The organism is Angustibacter peucedani (assembly GCF_054779595.1).
Genome location: NZ_BAAGXY010000021.1, coordinates 42,342 through 56,748 on the forward strand (window position 1 = coordinate 42,342; position 14,407 = coordinate 56,748).

General features: G+C 74.7%; 15 protein-coding genes. 11 read left to right on the top strand and 4 right to left on the bottom strand.

Annotated features, from left to right (window positions below; translation table 11 throughout):
* Positions 1-19: 19 nt before the first annotated feature.
* The 4 genes from ACYVJ4_RS05650 to ACYVJ4_RS05665 form a co-directional block, all read right to left on the bottom strand.
* Positions 20-436: a rhodanese-like domain-containing protein gene (locus ACYVJ4_RS05650; protein WP_460459135.1), complete on the bottom strand. Its 417-nt coding sequence runs from the start codon at positions 434-436 to the stop codon at positions 20-22.
* Positions 433-939, bottom strand: coding sequence for a cupin domain-containing protein (locus tag ACYVJ4_RS05655; protein ID WP_460459136.1), 507 nt, complete (start codon positions 937-939; stop codon positions 433-435). The genes ACYVJ4_RS05650 and ACYVJ4_RS05655 overlap by 4 nt, the downstream gene beginning before the upstream one ends.
* Positions 940-1,403: 464 nt before the next feature.
* Positions 1,404-3,413 carry an acyl-CoA dehydrogenase family protein gene (locus ACYVJ4_RS05660; protein WP_460459137.1) on the bottom strand — a complete coding sequence of 670 codons (2,010 nt, stop codon included), beginning with the start codon at positions 3,411-3,413 and terminating at the stop codon, positions 1,404-1,406.
* Positions 3,410-4,135 (bottom strand): TetR family transcriptional regulator, encoded by a 726-nt coding sequence (locus tag ACYVJ4_RS05665; protein WP_460459138.1) that lies wholly within the window; start codon positions 4,133-4,135, stop codon positions 3,410-3,412. The genes ACYVJ4_RS05660 and ACYVJ4_RS05665 overlap by 4 nt, the downstream gene beginning before the upstream one ends.
* A 105-nt stretch (positions 4,136-4,240) precedes the next feature.
* On the opposite strand from ACYVJ4_RS05665, the gene ACYVJ4_RS05670 reads away from it, so the two are divergent.
* The 11 genes from ACYVJ4_RS05670 (at position 4,241) to ACYVJ4_RS05720 (ending at position 14,352) form a co-directional block, all read left to right on the top strand.
* Positions 4,241-5,521, top strand: coding sequence for an acetyl-CoA C-acetyltransferase (locus ACYVJ4_RS05670; RefSeq protein WP_460459139.1), 1,281 nt, complete (start codon positions 4,241-4,243; stop codon positions 5,519-5,521).
* Positions 5,518-6,861, top strand: a complete 1,344-nt coding sequence (locus tag ACYVJ4_RS05675) for a 3-oxoacyl-ACP reductase (protein ID WP_460459140.1) — start codon at positions 5,518-5,520, stop codon at positions 6,859-6,861. The genes ACYVJ4_RS05670 and ACYVJ4_RS05675 overlap by 4 nt, the downstream gene beginning before the upstream one ends.
* Before the next feature lie 3 nt (positions 6,862-6,864).
* Positions 6,865-7,746 (top strand): MaoC/PaaZ C-terminal domain-containing protein, encoded by an 882-nt coding sequence (locus ACYVJ4_RS05680; RefSeq protein ID WP_460459141.1) that lies wholly within the window; start codon positions 6,865-6,867, stop codon positions 7,744-7,746.
* Between the two features lie 37 nt (positions 7,747-7,783).
* Positions 7,784-8,869, top strand: coding sequence for a calcium:cation antiporter (locus tag ACYVJ4_RS05685; RefSeq protein ID WP_460459213.1), 1,086 nt, complete (start codon positions 7,784-7,786; stop codon positions 8,867-8,869).
* 74 nt (positions 8,870-8,943) lie between these two features.
* The gene (locus ACYVJ4_RS05690) at positions 8,944-9,450 is read left to right on the top strand and encodes a VOC family protein (RefSeq protein WP_460459142.1); all 507 of its coding nucleotides are present in this window, start codon (positions 8,944-8,946) and stop codon (positions 9,448-9,450) included.
* A gap of 19 nt (positions 9,451-9,469) precedes the next feature.
* Entirely contained in the window at positions 9,470-10,237 is a 768-nt protein-coding gene (locus tag ACYVJ4_RS05695; protein ID WP_460459143.1) for a LamB/YcsF family protein, read from the top strand.
* Positions 10,234-10,860: a 5-oxoprolinase subunit B family protein gene (locus ACYVJ4_RS05700; RefSeq protein WP_460459144.1), complete on the top strand. Its 627-nt coding sequence runs from the start codon at positions 10,234-10,236 to the stop codon at positions 10,858-10,860. Before ACYVJ4_RS05695 ends, ACYVJ4_RS05700 begins: the two co-directional genes overlap by 4 nt.
* A complete protein-coding gene (locus ACYVJ4_RS05705; RefSeq protein WP_460459145.1) occupies positions 10,857-11,744 on the top strand; it encodes a 5-oxoprolinase subunit C family protein in 888 nt (295 codons plus the stop codon). Before ACYVJ4_RS05700 ends, ACYVJ4_RS05705 begins: the two co-directional genes overlap by 4 nt.
* Positions 11,741-12,598, top strand: coding sequence for a DNA-3-methyladenine glycosylase family protein (locus ACYVJ4_RS05710; RefSeq protein WP_460459146.1), 858 nt, complete (start codon positions 11,741-11,743; stop codon positions 12,596-12,598). The genes ACYVJ4_RS05705 and ACYVJ4_RS05710 overlap by 4 nt, the downstream gene beginning before the upstream one ends.
* Before the next feature lie 63 nt (positions 12,599-12,661).
* Entirely contained in the window at positions 12,662-13,117 is a 456-nt protein-coding gene (locus ACYVJ4_RS05715) for a MarR family winged helix-turn-helix transcriptional regulator (RefSeq protein WP_460459147.1), read from the top strand.
* Complete coding sequence (locus tag ACYVJ4_RS05720; protein WP_460459148.1) at positions 13,114-14,352, top strand: MFS transporter; 1,239 nt, start codon at positions 13,114-13,116, stop codon at positions 14,350-14,352. Before ACYVJ4_RS05715 ends, ACYVJ4_RS05720 begins: the two co-directional genes overlap by 4 nt.
* The last annotated feature ends 55 nt before the right edge of the window (positions 14,353-14,407 follow it).

A 14,407-nucleotide genomic window follows, 5' to 3' on the forward strand; every position in this document is an offset into this window, starting at 1 on the left:
CCTGGCCGCCGGCCGCCGGTCACCCGGTGGTGGGCAGCCCCAGGGCGCGCCACGCGAGGAAGCCGCCCTCGACGTCCGTCGCCCGGTGCAGGCCGAGCTCGACCAGCGCCGCCGCGGCCAGGCTCGACGTGTAGCCCTCCGAGCACAGGACGACCACCCGCACGTCGTGCCCGGTGGCCTGCGGCAGCCTGGCGTCGCTGCTCGGGTCGAAGCGCCACTCCAGCACGTTGCGCTCGACCAGCAGCGCGCCCGGCACCTCGCCCTCGACCGCCCGCTGGGCCGCCGGACGGATGTCGACCAGCACGGCGCCCGCGACCTGCTCGCGGTGCGCCTCGTGCGGGGTGAGCCGGGTGAACTGCTCGCGAGCGCGCGCCAGGACGTCGGCGATGGTGCGGTGCGCGGCCACCGCCGGCGCGGCCAGGGCCGGTGCGCTCACAACCCCGCCTCGAGCTCGGGCTCCTGGGTCCAGACGGTGCGCTGCTCGACCAGCGAGCCGGCGTCGTCCACGTCGTAGTAGGTCATGCGCTGCAGCTGCGGCCCGTACGCGTGGATGCTGACCGCGGGCTTGCTGAGGTCGTTGCGCACGTCGTGCACGATGCCGGGCTCGACGACGCGCACCGCGGGCGCGTGCAGCGTGGTCGACCAGATGCCGAGGACGTCGTCCGCGCGCACCTCGGTCAGCGCGCCCTCGACGACGGCGAACGCGGCGGCCGCCTCGCCGTGGTCGTGCAGGTCGGTGCCCTGGCTGGGCAGCCAGGTGAGCAGCCAGACGTCGACGCCGGCCGGGGCGGGCAGGCGGGTCCAGTAGCGGTCCTTCGTGAAGCGGATCTTCGGGCGCCACAGCTGCGGCTGGCTGGCGATGCGGCGCACCAGCACCGCGAGGTCGTGGGCGGTCTGGTAGCGGTCAGGGGTCGTGCGAGGGGTCGCGACGAGGGTCATGGCGGGTGCTTCCTGTGGCGTGCCGTGCGACCGCGCTCGAGGGCGGAACGGCGGGTGGCTGGGTGGTCGTCAGGCGTGAGCGGGACGACACGCAGCGCTGCACAGCCGCATGAGGTCGACGTGCCGGCGCACGACGAGCTCGCGGGGCTGGACCTCTGCCATGGTTCTGATGGTGGGACCGCCGTCCGGGGCGCGTCAACACCCGGACCCCTCGTCCCACCATCCGGACGACCAGCGGGGGGCGCCCGCCAGGGCACCTTCTGGGGAATTCGCCGTCGTGGCGCCGCTGGAACGGCGAACTCCCCAGAACTTGCCCGTGCAACGCCAGGACCGCACGTGGGGACCGAGGTGCGGTCGTCCGTCGGCACCTTCTTGAGAAGACGGCCCCATTCGCGTCGGATGAGGCCGTCTTCTCAAGAAGGTGCCGGAGGGGGACGGCGGACAGCCAAGGTGCGGCCAGTGGGTTAGGGGCGGGTGGCGATGGGGGCGCCGAGCCAGGCGTCGGGGATGCCGAAGCCGTCGACGAGGTCCGTCGCGTGCGGGCGCAGGCGCTCGCAGGTGGCGTTCACCAGCGCGGTGATCGTCTTGCTGCGCGCCGGCGTCAACCGCCCGTGCTCGACGTACCAGGCGCGGTCGCGCTCGAGCCCGCTCAGCACGTGCAGCGTGCACACCTGCTCGAGCAGCGCCCGCGCGCCGGGCTCGGTGCACCGCTCGACCGCGGCGACGAACGACTCCAGGACGACGCGCTCGACGTGGGCGCGGGCCGCCTCGACGACGTGGTCCTGCGCGCCGTTGAAGACCGCGAACAGGTCGGCGCCGGGCTTGGCAGCAGCGCGCATCCGGCGGGCGAGACCGTCGAGGACGTGCTGCTCGCGGTCGGCCAGCAGCCGCAGCTGCACGCTGCGGTCGAGCAGGTCGCCCTCGTCGTCCCGGCGGCGCGGGGCGGCGTCGACCAGGCGCATCGCGAGGGTGCGCGCCGACGTCCGCTCGGCGACGGTCGCCGCCACCTGGCGAGCCACGAACCGCATGGTGCCGAAGGTGTCGAGGTCGCCGAAGGCGTCGCGGTAGCTGGTCAGCAGGCCCTTGGCCACGAGCTGCAGCAGCACGGTGTTGTCGCCCTCGAAGGTCGTGAAGACGTCGGTGTCGGCCTTGAGCGAGGGGATGCGGTTCTCGGCGAGGTACCCCGCGCCGCCGCACGCCTCGCGGCACTCCTGGATGGTGCGGGTCGCGTGCCAGGTGGCGAGCACCTTCACCCCGGCGGCGAGCGACTCGAGCTCGCGCTGGGCCAGCTCGTCCGGCTCCTCGGCAGTCTGGACGTCGTGCATCATCGCCACGAGGTCGTTCTGCGCGTAGGCGAGCGCGTAGCTCGTGGCCAGTGCGGGCAGCAGCCGCCGCTGGTGGGTGCGGTAGTCGAGCAGCGTCACCTCGTCGTCCGAGCCGGGGGCCGCGAACTGCGTGCGCCGCTCGGCGTACCGCAGCGCGATCGAGAGCGCGGTGCGGGTGGCAGCACCGGCACCCCCGGCGACGCTGATCCGCCCGCGCACCAACGTGCCGAGCATGGTGAAGAAGCGGCGGTTCTGGTTGTCGATCGGGCTCGTGTACGTGCCGTGCTCGTCGACGTCGCCGTAGCGGTTGAGCAGGTTGGTGCGCGGCACGCGCACCTGGTCGAACGACAGCCGGCCGTTGTCGACGCCGTTGAGGCCCATCTTCGGGCCGCAGTCCTCCGCCGTGACGCCGGGCAGCGTCGCGCCGCTCTCGTCGCGCAGCGGCACCAGCACCCCGTGCACCCCGTGGTGCTGCGGGTCGTCGGCGGTGCCGGTGACGAGCTGGGCGAAGACCACCGCCATGCGGGCGTCGCGGGCTGCGCCGCCGATGTAGTCCTTGCGCGACGCGGTGTCGGGGGTGTGGACGACGAGCTCGTCGGTCTCGGCGTCGTACGTCGCCGTCGTGCCGATGGACTGCACGTCGCTGCCGTGCCCGGTCTCGGTCATGGCGAAGCAGCCCGGCAGCTCCAGGCTGATGATCGCGGGGAGGTACTGCTCGTGGTGGCGCTCGGTGCCGAGGTTGGTGACCGCGCCGCCGAACAGGCCCCAGTGCACGCCCGCCTTCACCAGCAGCGACAGGTCGGTGTGGCCGAGCATCTCGAACGCCGTCACGGACGCCCCGATGTCGTTCGTGCCCCCGACCGACACCGGGAACCCGTTGCGCGCGTGGTCGCTCGCGGCCAGCATCGCCATCTGCTCGGCGACCCGGGCGCGCTGCTCCTCGAGCGACAGGCTCGGGTCGGGCAGCAGCGCGTCGGCGTCGAACTCGGTGCGGGCGCGGTCGCGCACGTGCGCCCACCGCCCGCCGAGCGACGAGCGCAGCGCGCTGACCGTCTCGGACGTCGTCGTCGTGGGCCCGGGGGTCGACGGCGGGGTGGCCGCCGGGACGTCGGCGGCGGGCTGGGTGCTGCGGGGCGTGGTGGTCGTCATGATCCCTCCGGGGGTTCGAGGACGGCGGTCAGCCCGCCACCGATCAGAGCGCTGAGCTGGCGGGCGAGGTCCTTGCGGGGCAACGGGTCTGGTGAGGCGAGCCAGTGGTCGGCGGCGGCCCGCACCAGGCCCACGACGCCGTGGGCGAGGGCACCGGCAGCGGCGCTCTCGCGCCCGGCCTCGGTGAGCCCCTGGGCGAACAGCGCGGCCAGCTGGTCGCCGATGCGGCTCGTCAGGCCGGTGACCGGGTCGTCGCCCATCGGCCGGTCGAGCAGCGGGTGCGTGACGACGAAGCGGTAGACCTCGGGGTCCTTCTCGACCAGCGCGAGGTAGGCGTCGACCGCGGCCTCGACCACCAGCTCGGGGTCGTGCGCGAGGGCGGCCGTGGTCGCCCGCTCGTCGTCGCGATCGCGCGCGGTGCGGTCGGCGGCCGTGCCCAGCGCGTGCTCGAGGTCGCCGACGATCAGCCGGTCGACCGACTCGACGACGGCGAGGTAGAGGCCGGCCTTGTCGCCGAAGTGGCGGTACAGCACGGTCTTGCTGGTCCCGGCCTCGGCGGCGATCTCGTCCATGCCGACGGTGGCGCCGTGCCGCCGCACCGCGCGCAGCGTGGCCTCGACCAGCTCGAGCCGGCGCTCGCGGCGGTGGGCCGCCCAGCGGGTGTCCCGTCCGTCCGGGCGCGCGGCGCCGGGGCGGGTGGAGGTGCTGGGCGCGGGCTTCACGGAACTCAAGGTATCAGGTACTCGAAGTTCCTGCTACTGTCGGTATCAGGCACAACCCGACCGGCTCCCGAGCCGGCCACCCGTCGTCCGAAAGGTGCTCCTCCCATGGCCTCACCGCGCCGAGCCGCCGTCGTCGGCGGCAACCGCATCCCGTTCGCGCGCGCGAACGGCCCCTACTCCCGCGTCAGCAACCAGGACATGCTCACCGCCGCCCTCGACGGTCTGGTCGCCCGCTTCGGGCTGGCCGACGAGCGGGTCGGCGAGGTCGCCGCCGGCGCGGTCCTGAAGCACAGCCGCGACTTCAACCTCACCCGCGAGGCGGTGCTCGGATCGCGGCTGTCGGCCTGGACGCCGGCGTACGACGTCCAGCAGGCGTGCGGCACGGGCCTCGAGGCCGCGGTGCTGGTGGCCAACAAGATCGCGCTCGGCCAGGTCGAGTCGGGCATCGCCGGCGGTGTCGACAGCGCCAGCGATGCCCCCATCGCCGTCAACGAGGGGCTGCGCCAGACGCTGCTCGAGCTCAACCGCGCCCGCACCCTCGGCCAGCGGCTGAAGGCGGTCTCGCACCTGCGTCCCGGCCAGGTCGTGCCCGAGATCCCGCGCAACGGCGAGCCGCGCACCGGCCTGTCGATGGGCGACCACATGGCGATCACGGCCGCCGAGTGGGGCATCACGCGCGAGGCGCAGGACGAGCTGACCGCGGCCAGCCACCACCACCTCGCGGCCGCCTACGACCGCGGCTTCATGGACGACCTCGTCACCGCCTACCAGGGCCAGACGCGAGACCAGAACCTGCGCCCCGACTCCAGCGTCGAGAAGCTGGCGAAGCTGGAGCCGGTGTTCGGCGAGGGCCCGGACGCCACCATGACGGCGGGCAACTCCACGCCGCTCTCGGACGGCGCGAGCGCGGTGCTGCTCGCCAGCGACGAGTGGGCGGCCGAGCGCCGCCTGCCGGTGCTGGCCCACGTGGTCGACGCCGAGACCGCCGCCGTCGACTACGTGCACGGCGGCGAGGGGCTGCTGATGGCGCCCGCGTACGCCGTCGCGCGGCTGCTCGAGCGGCAGGGCCTGGCGCTGCAGGACTTCGACTTCTACGAGATCCACGAGGCGTTCGCCGCCACGGTGCTGTCGACGCTCGCGGCGTGGGAGAGCGAGACGTTCTGCCGCGACCGGCTCGGGCTCGACGCCCCGCTGGGTCCGGTCGACCGCAGCAAGCTCAACGTCAACGGCTCGTCGCTGGCGGCGGGCCACCCGTTCGCGGCCACCGGTGGCCGCATCGTCGCCTCGCTCGCGAAGCAGCTGCACGAGAAGGGGTCTGGCCGTGGGCTGATCTCGATCTGCGCCGCCGGCGGGCAGGGCGTCGTCGCGATCCTGGAGGCCGCGTGACCACCACCGACCGCTACACCGACTTCGTCAGCGGCGGGTTCGGGCGCACCCTCTCGCGCCGGCTGGGCCTGCCGCAGCCGGTCGCGCTGCGCCGGTACGAGCCGGGCCAGGACCTGCTGGTCGGCCCGGCCCTCGTCGCCGCCCGCAGCGGCGCACCGCTCGACGTCATCGCCCGCGTGCTCGCCGACGCCGGGGCCACCACCACGACCTCGGACGACGAGAAGCTGGGTGCGGTGGTCTACGACGCCACCGGCGCGACGACCCCGGCCGACCTCGAGCACCTGAGGGCGGTCGTCGCCCCCGCGCTCAAGCGGCTGCGGCCGTCGTCCCGCGTCGTCGTGGTCGGTCGCCCGCCGGAGCAGGTCGACGACCCCGCCCACGCCGCCGCCCAGCGGGCGCTCGAGGGGATCGTGCGCTCGGTCGGCAAGGAGCTGCGGGCCGGTGCCACGGCCGACCTGGTGCTGGTCGCCGAGGGCGCGGACGACCACGCCGGCTCGACCCTGCGCTTCCTGCTGTCGTCCCGCTCGGCGTACGTCGACGGGCAGGTCGTGCAGGTCGACGTCCCGCGCCGCGCGCACGCCGCCGACGCCTCCGACCCGACGAAACCGTTGCAGGGCATGGTCTCCGTCGTCACCGGCGCGGCACGCGGCATCGGTGCGTCGATCGCGGACGTCCTCGCCCGCGCTGGCGCCACTGTGGTCGCGGTCGACGTGCCGGCGGCCGGTGACGCCCTCGCGCGCACCGCCAACCGCGTCGGCGGCACCGCACTGCAGCTCGACGTCACGGCCGCCGACGCCGGACGCCGGATCGCCGACCACGCGCACGACCGGCACGGCGGCCTGGACGTCGTGGTGCACAACGCCGGCATCACGCGCGACAAGCTCTTCGTCAACACCGACGCCGACCGCTGGGGGAGCGTGCTGGCGGTCAACCTCGAGGCGCAGCTGCGCATCGACGACGTCCTGCTCGGCGAGCGCGGGCTGGCCGACGGCGGTCGCGTCGTCTGCCTGTCGTCGACGAGCGGCATCGCGGGCAACCGCGGCCAGACCAACTACGCCGCGAGCAAGGCCGGCGTCATCGGCATGGTGCAGGCTCGAGCCCGCCAGGTCGCCGAGCGCGGGATCACCTACAACGCGGTGGCACCGGGCTTCGTCGAGACCGAGATGACGGCGCGCATCCCCTTCGCCACCCGCGAGGTCGGACGCCGGATCAACAGCCTGAGCCAGGGCGGCCGCACCGTCGACGTCGCCGAGACCGTCGCGTGGTTCGCCGAGCCCGGAAGCGCCGGCGTCACTGGCCAGGTGCTGCGCGTCTGCGGCCAGAGCCTGCTGGGGGCCTGACCGGTGCGCACCATCACCCTCGAGCGCGATCCGCACCTCGCGGTGCTCATGACCCGTGCGACGGCCACGGCGGCCGGGCGGGGCGGGTCCGTGCCGGACGTCGAGGTGGTGCGCCGCGGAGTCGCCGTCGACCGCGACCACCTGGCCGCCTACGACCGGGTCTGCGGTTTCGCCGTCCGGGACGCGCTGCCCTCGACGTACGTGCACGTGCTGACGTTCGGGCTGCAGCTGACGCTGATGGCCGAGCCCGAGTACCCGCTGCCGCTGCCCGGCGTCGTGCACGTCGGCCAGCGGATCGAGGTGCTGCGGCCGGTGACGGCCGAGGAGCGGCTCGACCTCGCCATACGGGCCGAGCACCTGCGCCCGCACCCGCGCGGACGGCAGGTCGACCTCGTCGGCACCGCGAGCGTCGACGGCGAGCTGGTGTGGCGCGGCCGCAGCACCTACCTGGCCAAGGGTGCGCCGCCGTCCGGCGGCGAGGGTGCGACCGACGGCGAGACCTCTCCACCGGTCACGTTCCCGGACGACGTCGTGCCGGCGGCCCGGTTCAGGCTGCCCAAGGACCTCGGACGCCGGTACGCCGCCGTCAGCGGTGACGTGAACCCGATCCACCTCAACCCGTTGACCGCCAAGGCTTTCGGCTTCCCGCGGGCCATCGCGCACGGCATGTGGACCATGGCGCGCTGCCTGTCCGCCCTGGAGTCGTGGACCCCCGAGGCGCAGGTCGCCGAGGTGGAGTTCCGACGTCCGGTGCTGCTGCCCAGCACCGTCGAGCTGCGCACGCGTCCCGCGGACGGCGGCTACGACGTCCAGCTCGCGTCACCGTCCCGCGGGGGCGCCCGTCGCACGGAGCACCTGCGCGGCACGGTCCGGCCGACCTCCTAGCCGCGGTTAGGGTGGAGCGGTGGAGGCCGCGCCTGTGATGACCTTGCCGCGCTGGAGCCTCGTGGTCCCGCCGGTGGCCGTCGTGCTGCTCGTGGCGGCCTGGGGCCGGGACGTCGGCGGCGTCCTGCTGGCGGTCGTCGGCATCGGCCTGGTCGCTGCTGTGCTGGCCGCCGTGCACCACGCGGAGGTCGTCGCGCACAAGGTCGGCGAGCCCTTCGGCACCCTGATCCTGGCGATCGCCGTCACCGTCATCGAGGTCGGCCTGATCGTCGCCCTGATGGTGTCGAGTCCCGAGAAGTCGGCGTCCCTGGCCCGCGACACCGTGTTCTCGGCGTTCATGATCGCCGGCAACGGGGTGGTCGGCCTGTGCCTGCTGGTCGGCGCCGTGCGGCACCAGGTGCTGACGTTCCGGCCCGAGGGCGTCGCCGGCGCCGTCGCGACGCTGAGCGCCGTGGCGACCCTGAGCCTGGTGCTGCCGACGTTCACCACCTCGTCGTCCGGCCCGACGTTCTCGGGCGCGCAGCTGGCCTTCGCCGGCATCGCGTCCCTGACGCTGTACGGCACGTTCGTGTTCGTCCAGACGGTGCGGCACCGCGACTACTTCCTGCCGATCGAGGACGACGACCCCGACACCGACGAGGACGAGCACCACGCCGCGCTGGTCACGCCGCGCACCGCCCTGATCAGCCTCGGCCTGATGGTCGCCTGCCTGGTGGCGGTGGTCGGGCTGGCCAAGACGGCGTCGCCCTCGATCGAGGACGCCGTCGAGAGCGCGGGCGCGCCCGAGGCCGTCGTCGGCGTCGTCATCGCGCTGCTGGTGCTGGCGCCCGAGACGGTGGCCGCCGTCCGGGCGGCCGCCCGCAACCGGGTGCAGAACAGCCTCAACCTCGCGCTGGGCTCGGCGCTGGCGAGCATCGGCCTGACCATCCCGACGATCGGTCTGGCGTCGATCTGGCTCGAGGGCCCGCTGCAGCTGGGGCTGGGTCCCAAGGAGATGGTGCTGGTCGCGCTCACCATCGTCATCAGCATCCTGACCACCGTGATGGGGCGTGCGACCGTGCTGCAGGGCGCGGTGCACCTGGTGGTCTTCGGCTCGTTCCTCTTCCTCGCCGTCACCCCGTAGCGGCCGGCCGGTTCCCTTCCTTCGGCTCGCGTGCTACAGTAGTTGAAAGTTCAACAGCAACCCAGGAGCACGCCATGCCGGTCACCCGCCTCAACCACGCCGTCCTGTTCGTCCGCGACGTCGAGCGCAGCGTCGCCTTCTACCGCGACGCCCTCGACTTCCGGGTCAAGGCCGAGCTGCCCGGCGCCGCCTTCCTGCAGGCGGCCGCCAGCCAGAACGACCACGACCTCGGCCTGTTCCAGGTGGGCGAGGCCGCCGGTGCGTCCGGCGCCGGTCGCACCACGGTGGGGCTGTACCACCTGGCCTGGGAGGTCGACACGCTCGACGAGCTGGAGCGCGTGGCCGGGGTGCTGCAGGAGCTCGGCGCCCTCGTCGGCGCGTCCGACCACGGCACCACCAAGGCCCTGTACGCGAAGGACCCCGACGGCATCGAGTTCGAGGTCTCGTGGCTGGTGCCCGCCGACCTGATCACCGACGACCTCACGATGACCACCGCGCCGCTCGACCTCGAGGCGGCCAAGACCCGCTACGGCGCCACCACGCGGGGTGGCGTGGGCGTCTCCTTCCCCGCCACCGTCTGAGCGCTGCCAGACTGGCCCGGTGCCGTCCGTCGACCTGAACTGCGACCTCGGCGAGGGCTTCGGGCGCTGGACCCTCGGCGACGACGACGAGCTGCTCGACGTCGTCACCAGCGCCAACGTCGCCTGCGGCTTCCACGCCGGCGACCCGACGACCCTGCTGCGCGTGTGCGAGGGGGCCGCGCGCCGCGGGGTCGTCGTCGGCGCCCAGGTCGGCTACCGCGACCTCGCCGGGTTCGGACGACGGTTCGTGGACGTCGCGCCCCACGACCTGGTGGCCGACGTCGTGTACCAGATCGGTGCGCTGCAAGGGATCTCGCGGGCCGCCGGCTCGGTCGTGCGCTACGTCAAGCCGCACGGCGCGCTGTACCACGCGACGACCCGGCACGAGGGGCAGGCGCAGGCCGTGGTCGAGGCGGTGCGACGGGTCGACCCCGAGCTCGTCGTGCTGGGGTGGCCGGGGTCGCTGCTGCTTCAGGCCGCGGAGACGGCCGGCTTGCGCTGCGTCGCAGAGGGTTTCGCCGACCGCGCGTACGGCGACGACGGGCTGCTGGTGCCGCGCGACCAGCCCGGTGCGGTGCACCCGGACGTCGGCACGGTCGTCGCGCAGGCGCTGGCCCTCGCCCGGGGTGGACCCGTGACAACGGCGTCCGGAGGCGCGGTCGAGGTCGCGGTCGGCTCGATCTGCCTCCATGGCGACTCCGCTGGCGCGGTCGGGCTCGCCCGGGCGGTGCGCTCGGCGCTGGCCGAGACCGGGTTCGACCTGGAGCCGTTCTGCGAGAACGGGTGACCGAGCTGGTGCTGCGAGCGGTCGGCGACGCCGGCGTCGTCGCAGACCTTCCCGATCTCGGGACCGCCCGCGACCTGCACCGCGCGCTGGTCGCTGCGCCGCCGCCCGGGGTCGTCGACCTCGTGCCAGGAGCGCGCTCGGTGCTGGTGCGGGTGCGGCCGGGCACCGACCTCGCCGCCGTGGCTCGCGCCGTCCGGGCGGCAGCCGACCGGCCGTCGTCCGGCGGACCGGCAGCGCGGCGCGAGCCGGTCGTCGTACCGGTTCGCTACGACGGCCCCGACTTGGACGCCGTCGCCGAGCTCACCGGGCTGAGCCGCGACGAGGTGGTCGCCGCCCACACCGGCACCGCGTGGACCGTCGCGTTCATGGGTTTCGCGCCCGGGTTCGCCTACCTGGCCGGTGGCGATCCGCGCCTCGACGTGCCGCGGCGCGACCACCCGCGGCCGCGCGTCGACCCGGGGGCGGTCGGGCTGGCCGGCGGCCTGAGCGGGGTCTACCCGCGGGCCTCACCGGGTGGCTGGCAGCTGGTCGGCCGCACCGACCTGCCGCTGTGGGACCTCCACCGCGACCCGCCCGCGCTGCTGGCGCCGGGCAGGGCCGTGCGCTTCGAGGCGGTGCCGTGAGCCTCGAGGTGCTCGCGACCGGTCCGCTCACGACGGTGCAGGACCTCGGCCGCCCCGGTCTCGCCGACCTCGGCGTCGGCCCGTCCGGCGCGGCCGACCGCAGCTCGCTGCGCCAGGTGAACCGGTTGCTGGGCAACGCCGAGGGCGCCGCCGCGCTGGAGGTCGCGCTGGGCGGGCTGCGCCTGCGGGCGACGACGCCGGTGCACCTCGCGACCGCGGGCGCGCCGTGCGGCGTCCGGGTGCTGCCGGGCGGGCGCGAGGGGGAGCCCCGCGACGTCGGGCCGGGCACGCCCTTCCACCTGCAGCCCGCGGACGTCGTCGAGCTGGCCCCCGCACCGCGCGGCCTGCGCTGCTACCTCGGGGTGCGCGGCGGCCTGGACGTCGAGCCCGTCCTCGGCAGCCGCTCGACCGACCTGCTCGCCGGGCTGGGCCCCGCGCCGTTGGGCTCGGGCGACGAGCTGCCGGTCGGGTCGGACGTCGGCCCCTGGCCGGGTGTCGACGAGGTGGTCTGGCTGACCGATCCCGCAGCGCGAGAGCCGTTGCGCGCCAAGGCCGGCCCACGCGACGACTGGTTCGGCCCCGCCGCTCTGGACGCCCTCGCCGCCGGGCCGTGGGTCGCCGCCGATGCCGACCGCACGGCCGTGGTGCTCGACGGCCCGACGCTCCGCCGCACCCGCACCGACGAGCTGCCCACCGAGGGCGTCGTGCGCGGCGCGGTGCAGGTGCCACCCAGCGGCCGTCCCACCGTGCTGCTCGCCGACCACCCGGTCACCGGCGGCTACCCGGTGGTCGCCGTCCTGCTCGCCGCCGACGTCGACCGGCTGGCCCAGTGCCGCCCGGGTGACGCGGTGCGCCTGCGCCTGCTGCCGGGGGAGCGCTGGTGAGCGCCCACCACCTCACGGCCACCGGACCGCACGACGGCGTCCGGCTGCTGGCCTTCGTCGCGGCCCACGTCGTGCCGGGCGTCGAGCACTGGGACGGTGCCACCTGGACGTCGTCCCTCCACCTGCCGCACGGCGCCGGGCTCGCACGGGTGCGAGCAGCGCGCGGCGGCTTCGACGTCCAGCTGCACCTCGTCGACGACCACGACGAACCCGTTGCGCTGCAACGGCTGCAGCACCTGCTCGACCTCGGCTCCGACGTCCGGCCGGCCGAGCGGGTCCTCGCGGCCGACCCGCTGATGGCGCCGCTGGTCGCTCGTCGTCCGGGCCTGCGCGTGCCCGGGACCGCGGACCCGTTCGAGACCCTGGTGCGCACGGTCGTCGGCCAGCAGGTGTCGTTGGCGGGTGCGCGCACCGTCACCGGTCGGCTCGTCGCGGCGGCCGGACGTCGGCTGCCCACGGGGCTGCGCCGCCACGCCCCCGAGGTGACGCACCTGTTCCCGACACCGGCCGCCGTCCGACGCCTCACGCCGGACGACGACGCGCTGGCCATGCCGGCGGCCCGGGCCCGCGCGGTGGTGGCCTGCGCCGCCGCGGTCGACGACGCGGGCGGTCTGCCGTCGCGCGAGGAGCTGCTCGCGCTGCCCGGCATCGGCCCGTGGACCGCCGACTACCTCGACCTGCGCGCCCGGCGCGACCCCGACGTCTTCCTGCCGACCGACCTGGCGGTGCGGCGCGCGCTCGAGCGGCTCGGGCTCGACGGCTCGCCGGCCGCGGCGCGGGCGACGTCCGAGCGCTGGCGCCCGTACCGGTCGACCGCGCTGCTGCACCTGTGGTCGGAGTACCTGGGGCTCTAGCGTGTGACGGGGGAGACAGCGCCCGCACTGGCATTGCATAGATTATCTATGTAAACTCGGGACATGACCCAGGCGCCCGACCCCCGTGAGCTGGCCGTCGAGCTCGTCGTCAGCAGCAGCCGGCTGATCCGGCTCGCCGCCCGCGAGAGCCCGTCGTCCGTCCCCCGCGCGCTCGCCCGTGCCCTCGCGGTGATCCGCGACCTGGGCGAGCCGCGCATCAGCGACATCGCCGCCGCCGACCGGATCTCGCAGCCCACCGCGACGACCCTCGTGCAGAAGCTCGAGGAGCGCGGCTGGGTCGAGCGCGCCGCCGACCCCGACGACGCCCGCGCCGTCCGCGTGCGCATCACCCCGGCCGGCCGCGTCGCCCAGACCGAGTTCCGCCAGGCCGCGGCCGACGCCCTCGCGCCGCGGCTGGGCGAGCTGTCGGCCGACGACCTGGCCAGCCTGCACGACGGCGTCCGGGTCCTCACGTCCTTGCTCGACCACCAGCCAGCCCCCCAGGAGGAGCCTGCATGACCGCCCCCGCCACCAGCACCGATCCCGGCATCCTGCGCCAGCCGCGCGCGGTGTGGGCCGTCGCCTTCGCCTGCGTCATCGCGTTCATGGGCATCGGGCTCGTCGACCCGATCCTCAAGCCGATCGCCGAGGACCTGCACGCGTCGCCGTCCCAGGTGTCGTTGCTGTTCACCAGCTACATGGCCGTGATCGGCCTGGCGATGCTGGTGACGGGCGTGGTGTCGAGCCGGTTCGGCGCCAAGCGCACCCTGCTCGCCGGGCTGGCGATCATCGTGGTCTTCAGCGCGCTCGCCGGCTCGTCGAGCACGATCGGCGAGATCGTCGGGTTCCGCGGCGGCTGGGGCCTGGGCAACGCGCTGTTCATCGCCACGGCGCTGGCCACCATCGTGGGCGCGGCCAGCGGCGGCGTCGCGAGCGCGATCATCCTGTACGAGGCCGCGCTCGGCATCGGGATCGCGGCGGGGCCGCTCGTCGGCGGGGTGCTCGGCGACATCTCGTGGCGCGGGCCGTTCTTCGGCGTCGCGGTGCTGATGACGGTCGCGTTCGTCGCCATCGCGGTGTTCCTGCCACCGGTGCAGCGGACGTCGCGCCCGACGTCCCTCGCCGACCCGTTCCGCGCGCTGCGCCACCGCAGCCTGCTGACCATGGCGATCACCGCGCTGCTGTACAACTTCGGCTTCTTCACCCTGCTCGCCTACACGCCGTTCCCGCTCGGGCTCGGCGCGCACGCGATCGGCCTGATCTTCTTCGGCTGGGGCGTCTGCCTCGCGGTCGCGTCGGTGTTCGTCGCGCCGCGGCTGCAGCGCCGGTTCGGCACGCTGCCCGTCGTGGCCGCGGCCCTGGCCGCCTTCGCGGTCGACCTCGCGGTGATGGCGGTCTTCACCGACAGCCGCGCGGTGCTGGTGGTCTGCGTCGTCGTGGCGGGCGTCTTCCTCGGCATCAACAACACCCTGGTGACCGAGGCCGTGATGCTGGCCGCACCGGTCGAGCGCGGCACGGCGAGCGCGGCCTACAGCTTCGTGCGCTTCGGCGGCGGCGCGATCGCCCCGTGGCTGGCCGGCAAGCTCGGCGAGACCGTCAGCCCCCACCTGCCGTTCTGGGTCGGTGCGGGTGCCACGGCGCTCGGGGTCGTCGTCCTGCTGAGCGGACGTCGGGCCCTGGCCCACGTCGACCACCACGAGCCCGAGGCCGGCAGCCTCGACGAGGCCGAGGTGCTGGCCACCGCCGACGCCTGACCCCCCGCTGTTCGACCGCACCTGCTTGAGCACACGGGCCCATCCGCCGCGTACT